Raw genomic sequence first — 4,516 nt, 5'->3', positions numbered from 1 at the left:
GCCGACCGGCTGCGGCCCTCCTTCCTCTTTCCTTCCCCCGCCACGGTCCGGCGCGGGCGGTTACGGTGACGTACATGCCGATCCGCGCCGTGCTCTGGGACATCGACGACACGATCTTCGACTACGCGGGCGCCGACCACACCGGTATGCGGCTCCATCTGGAGACCGTGGGCCTGCCCGTGGCGTACGCGACGGTCGACGAGGCCCTCGCCGCCTGGAAGGCGATCACCGCCGTGCACTGGGCGCGCGTCGCCGCCGGGGAGACGGGCTTCCTCGGTCAGCGCCGGGACCGGGTGCGGGAGTTCCTGGGGCGGCCGATGACGGACGCCGGGGCCGACGAGTGGTTTGCCGGTCACCTGGTCCACTACGAGGCCGCCTGGGCGCTCTTCCCGGACGTGCTGCCGGTCCTGGACCGGCTGGTGCCGGCCTACCGCCACGCGATCCTCTCCAACTCCAGCAGCCACAACCAGCACCGCAAGCTCACCGCGCTCGGCGTCCGGGACCGCTTCGAGGCGATGGTCTGCGCGGTGGAGCTCGGCATCTCCAAGCCGGAGCCCGGCGCCTTCCTCGCGGCCTGCGAGGCGCTCGCGCTGGAGCCGCACGAAGTGGCGTACGTCGGGGACGAGCCGGACATCGACGCGAGCGGGGCCGTGGCCGCCGGGCTGACGGGCATCTGGCTCGACCGGCGGGGCAGGGGCGGGAGGGCGGACCTTGTGACGATCACCGGGCTCGACCAGCTCCCCGGCCTGCTGGCAGGCGATACCCGTTTTGGAGCGCCGGACACCTTCGGGTAATGTTCTTTCTGCGCCGCCCGAGCGGGCCGAAAGATCCGGCCGGGAAGCGCAGACAGAAGTGAAGCCCCCACCAGGGGTTGCATTTCAGTGGGCTATGGTGTAATTGGCAACACTACGGTTTCTGGTACCGTCATTCTAGGTTCGAGTCCTGGTAGCCCAGCGCAAGACCAAGCAGTACGAGCAAGACCAGCAGGACAAGCCCCCGTTGTGTAGCGGCCTAGCACGCTGCCCTCTCACGGCAGTAGCGCCGGTTCGAATCCGGTCGGGGGTACAGATCCTTCCCGCGAGAACATCATGGGTCGCACCCATCGCTCTCGATGCAGGATCGCCAGGGCCCCCGTTGTGTAGCGGCCTAGCACGCTGCCCTCTCACGGCAGTAGCGCCGGTTCGAATCCGGTCGGGGGTACTTGTCACACCATGGGCTATGGTGTAATTGGCAACACTACGGTTTCTGGTACCGTCATTCTAGGTTCGAGTCCTGGTAGCCCAGCGCAAGTCAGTAGTAACCAAGCCCCCGTTGTGTAGCGGCCTAGCACGCTGCCCTCTCACGGCAGTAGCGCCGGTTCGAATCCGGTCGGGGGTACAACAGAGCAGTACCGAAAGGCCCTTCACCTCGGTGGAGGGCTTTCTTCGTTGCCCCGGCGCAGGCAACACCCCTACGCCCCACGGCAGTTCGAGCGGGGGCGGGGAAGAAAAAGGGCCGCCACGGCGCTGGGGCGGCCTTCCGGAACAGAGGGACAAGAGGTGCGGGCGAGTCGTCAGCCCGAGCGGCGCAGGGCCTCGCTCAGCCGAGCCGCCGAGTCGATGACCGCCTGGGCGTGCATCCGGCCCGGATGACGGGTCAGCCGCTCGATCGGCCCGGAGATCGAGACCGCGGCGACCACCCGGTTCGACGGGCCGCGCACCGGAGCGGAGACGGAGGCGACGCCCGGCTCCCGCTCGCCGATCGACTGGGCCCAGCCCCGCCGCCGTACGCCGGAGAGCGCCGTCGCCGTGAACCGGGCGCCCTGGAGCCCCCGGTGCAGACGCTCCGGCTCCTCCCAGGCCATGAGGATCTGCGCGGAGGAGCCCGCCTTCATCGTGAGCGTGGAGCCGACCGGCACCGTGTCCCGGAGTCCGGACAGCCGCTCCGCCGCCGCCACGCAGATGCGCATGTCGCCCTGCCGGCGGTAGAGCTGCGCGCTCTCGCCGGTGATGTCGCGCAGGTGGGTGAGCACCGGTCCGGCCGTGGCCAGCAGGCGGTCCTCGCCCGCCGCGGCTGCCAGTTCCGACAGCCGGGGGCCGAGAATGAACCGGCCCTGCATATCCCTCGCCACCATCCGGTGGTGTTCCAGTGCCACGGCCAGTCGATGGGCCGTGGGCCGTGCGAGCCCGGTCGCCGCGACCAGCCCGGCGAGGGTGGCCGGACCGGACTCCAGGGCGCTCAATACCAGAGCTGCCTTGTCGAGAACGCCGACGCCGCTAGAGTTGTCCATACGACGATACTCCCGTCTCACTCTGTGAAACGCAAGTTCAATTTCCGGCGGAAGTTGCGAACCTGTAGGGGCGGCCGCACAACGGCTCGTAGCCACCGCCCCGCACGGGGGTCCGGACGGAGGCGCACCGAATCTCTAGTTGGGCCGGCGAAGACGCCGGCCGGAGGGAAAGCGATGGGTAGGACACTCGCGGAGAAGGTCTGGGACGACCATGTTGTCCGGCGCGCGGAGGGCGAGCCCGACCTTCTCTACATCGATCTGCACCTGCTCCACGAGGTGACCAGCCCGCAGGCCTTCGACGGACTGCGCCAGGCCGGACGTCCGGTGCGGCGCCTCGACCTCACCATCGCCACCGAGGACCACAACACCCCGACCCTCGACATCGACAAGCCGATCGCCGACCCGGTCTCGCGCGCCCAGCTGGAGACCCTGCGCAAGAACTGCGCGGACTTCGGCGTCCGGCTGCACCCGCTCGGCGACGTCGAGCAGGGCGTCGTCCACGTGGTGGGCCCGCAGCTGGGGCTGACCCAGCCGGGCACCACCGTGGTCTGCGGTGACTCCCACACCTCCACGCACGGCGCGTTCGGCGCGCTGGCGTTCGGCATCGGCACCAGCCAGGTGGAGCACGTCCTGGCCACCCAGACGCTGCCGCTGGCCCGCCCTAAGACCATGGCCATCACGGTCGAGGGCGAACTGCCCGACGAGGTCACCGCGAAGGACCTGATCCTGGCCATCATCGCCCGGATCGGCACCGGCGGCGGCCAGGGCTACATCCTCGAATACCGCGGCTCCGCCATCGAGAAGCTCTCGATGGAGGCCCGGATGACCATCTGCAACATGTCGATCGAGGCGGGCGCCCGCGCCGGCATGATCGCCCCCGACGCCACCACCTTCGACTACCTCAAGGGCCGCGACCACGCCCCCGAGGGCGAGGACTGGGACGCCGCCGTCGCGTACTGGAAGACCCTGCGCTCCGACGACGACGCCGTGTTCGACGCCGAGGTCGTCATCGACGCCGCCGAACTGGCCCCGTTCGTCACCTGGGGCACCAACCCCGGCCAGGGCGCGCCCCTGTCGGCCAACGTCCCCGACCCCGCTTCGTACGAGGACGCCTCGGAGCGCCACGCCGCCGAAAAGGCCCTGGAATACATGGGGTTGACCGCCGGACAGCCGCTGCGCGACATCAACGTCGACACCGTCTTCGTAGGTTCGTGCACCAACGGCCGCATCGAGGACCTGCGCAACGCCGCCTCGATCCTGGACGGCCGCAAAGTCGCGAGCGGCGTACGGATGCTGGTCGTCCCCGGCTCGGTCAGGGTCGCGCTCCAGGCCGTCTCCGAGGGCCTGGACAAGGTCTTCACCGAGGCCGGCGCCGAATGGCGGCACGCGGGTTGTTCGATGTGCCTCGGCATGAACCCCGACCAGCTGGCCCCCGGCGAGCGCTCCGCCTCCACCTCGAACCGCAACTTCGAGGGCAGGCAGGGCAAGGGCGGCCGCACCCACCTGGTCTCGCCCCAGGTCGCCGCCGCCACCGCGGTGCTGGGCCATCTGGCCTCGCCCGCCGACCTGTCCGACGCCCGTACCCCCGCCGGAGTCCGATAGCCATGGAAGCATTCACCACGCACACCGGCCGAGCCGTTCCGCTGCGCCGCAGCAACGTCGACACCGACCAGATCATCCCCGCGCACTGGCTGAAGAAGGTCACCCGCGACGGGTTCGAGGACGGGCTCTTCGAAGCCTGGCGCAAGGACGAGAACTTCGTCCTCAACCGCCCGGAACGCCAGGGCGCGTCGGTCCTGGTCGCCGGTCCCGACTTCGGTACGGGCTCCTCCCGCGAACACGCGGTCTGGGCCCTGCAGAACTTCGGTTTCAAGGCCGTCGTCTCCTCCCGCTTCGCCGACATCTTCCGCGGCAACTCGCTGAAGAACGGCCTGCTCACGGTGGTTCTGGAGCAGAAGGTGGTCGACGCCCTCTGGGAGCTGACGGAGGCCGACCCGACCGCCGAGGTGACCGTCGATCTGGAGGCCCGCCAGGTCCGCGCCGAGGGCGTCACCGCCGACTTCGAGCTCGACGAGAACGCCCGCTGGCGGCTGCTGAACGGCCTCGACGACATCAGCCTCACCCTTCAGAACGAAGCGGACATCGCCGCGTACGAGGCGGCCAGGCCCGCCTTCAAGCCTGTACCATTCCTGATGTCTGTGCACCCATGCTTTACCTGTACGGTCGCGGGGCAGGCTGAATATGTCT

General features: G+C 69.4%; 3 protein-coding genes, 5 tRNA genes and 1 pseudogene. 8 read left to right on the top strand and 1 reads right to left on the bottom strand.

All coding sequences use genetic code 11. The annotated features are described in order from the left end of the window. Positions 1-74 precede the first annotated feature (74 nt). The 6 genes from ACFWM7_RS33855 (at position 75) to ACFWM7_RS33830 (ending at position 1,377) form a co-directional block, all read left to right on the top strand. The gene (locus tag ACFWM7_RS33855; protein WP_383268215.1) at positions 75-794 is read left to right on the top strand and encodes an HAD family hydrolase; all 720 of its coding nucleotides are present in this window, start codon (positions 75-77) and stop codon (positions 792-794) included. Positions 795-882: 88 nt separating this feature from the next. After that, positions 883-954, top strand: a tRNA-Gln gene (locus ACFWM7_RS33850). 38 nt (positions 955-992) lie between these two features. Further along, positions 993-1,065, top strand: a tRNA-Glu gene (locus ACFWM7_RS33845). Between the two features lie 62 nt (positions 1,066-1,127). Beyond that, positions 1,128-1,200, top strand: a tRNA-Glu gene (locus ACFWM7_RS33840). A gap of 12 nt (positions 1,201-1,212) precedes the next feature. Next, positions 1,213-1,284: transfer RNA gene (locus ACFWM7_RS33835), tRNA-Gln, on the top strand. 20 nt (positions 1,285-1,304) lie between these two features. Continuing rightward, positions 1,305-1,377: transfer RNA gene (locus tag ACFWM7_RS33830), tRNA-Glu, on the top strand. A 175-nt stretch (positions 1,378-1,552) separates the two neighbouring features. Here ACFWM7_RS33830 and ndgR read toward each other — a convergent pair. Next, positions 1,553-2,269: an IclR family transcriptional regulator NdgR gene (ndgR, locus tag ACFWM7_RS33825; protein WP_010062013.1), complete on the bottom strand. Its 717-nt coding sequence runs from the start codon at positions 2,267-2,269 to the stop codon at positions 1,553-1,555. Positions 2,270-2,443: 174 nt separating this feature from the next. Here ndgR and leuC point away from each other — a divergent pair, with 174 nt between their 5' ends. Together leuC and leuD are read left to right on the top strand one after the other, a co-directional pair. Beyond that, positions 2,444-3,871: a 3-isopropylmalate dehydratase large subunit gene (leuC, locus tag ACFWM7_RS33820; RefSeq protein ID WP_383268212.1), complete on the top strand. Its 1,428-nt coding sequence runs from the start codon at positions 2,444-2,446 to the stop codon at positions 3,869-3,871. A 2-nt stretch (positions 3,872-3,873) separates the two neighbouring features. Further along, positions 3,874-4,449 (top strand): annotated as a pseudogene (leuD, locus tag ACFWM7_RS33815) (3-isopropylmalate dehydratase small subunit); the annotation flags it as partial. Positions 4,450-4,516 lie beyond the last annotated feature (67 nt).

Origin of the sequence: Streptomyces sp. NPDC058375, assembly GCF_042723425.1 — a bacterium.
Taxonomy (GTDB): Bacteria; Actinomycetota; Actinomycetes; order Streptomycetales; family Streptomycetaceae; genus Streptomyces; species Streptomyces durocortorensis.
Note: the sequence above shows the minus strand (reverse complement) of the source record. Positions and strands in the feature narration are given on the sequence as shown.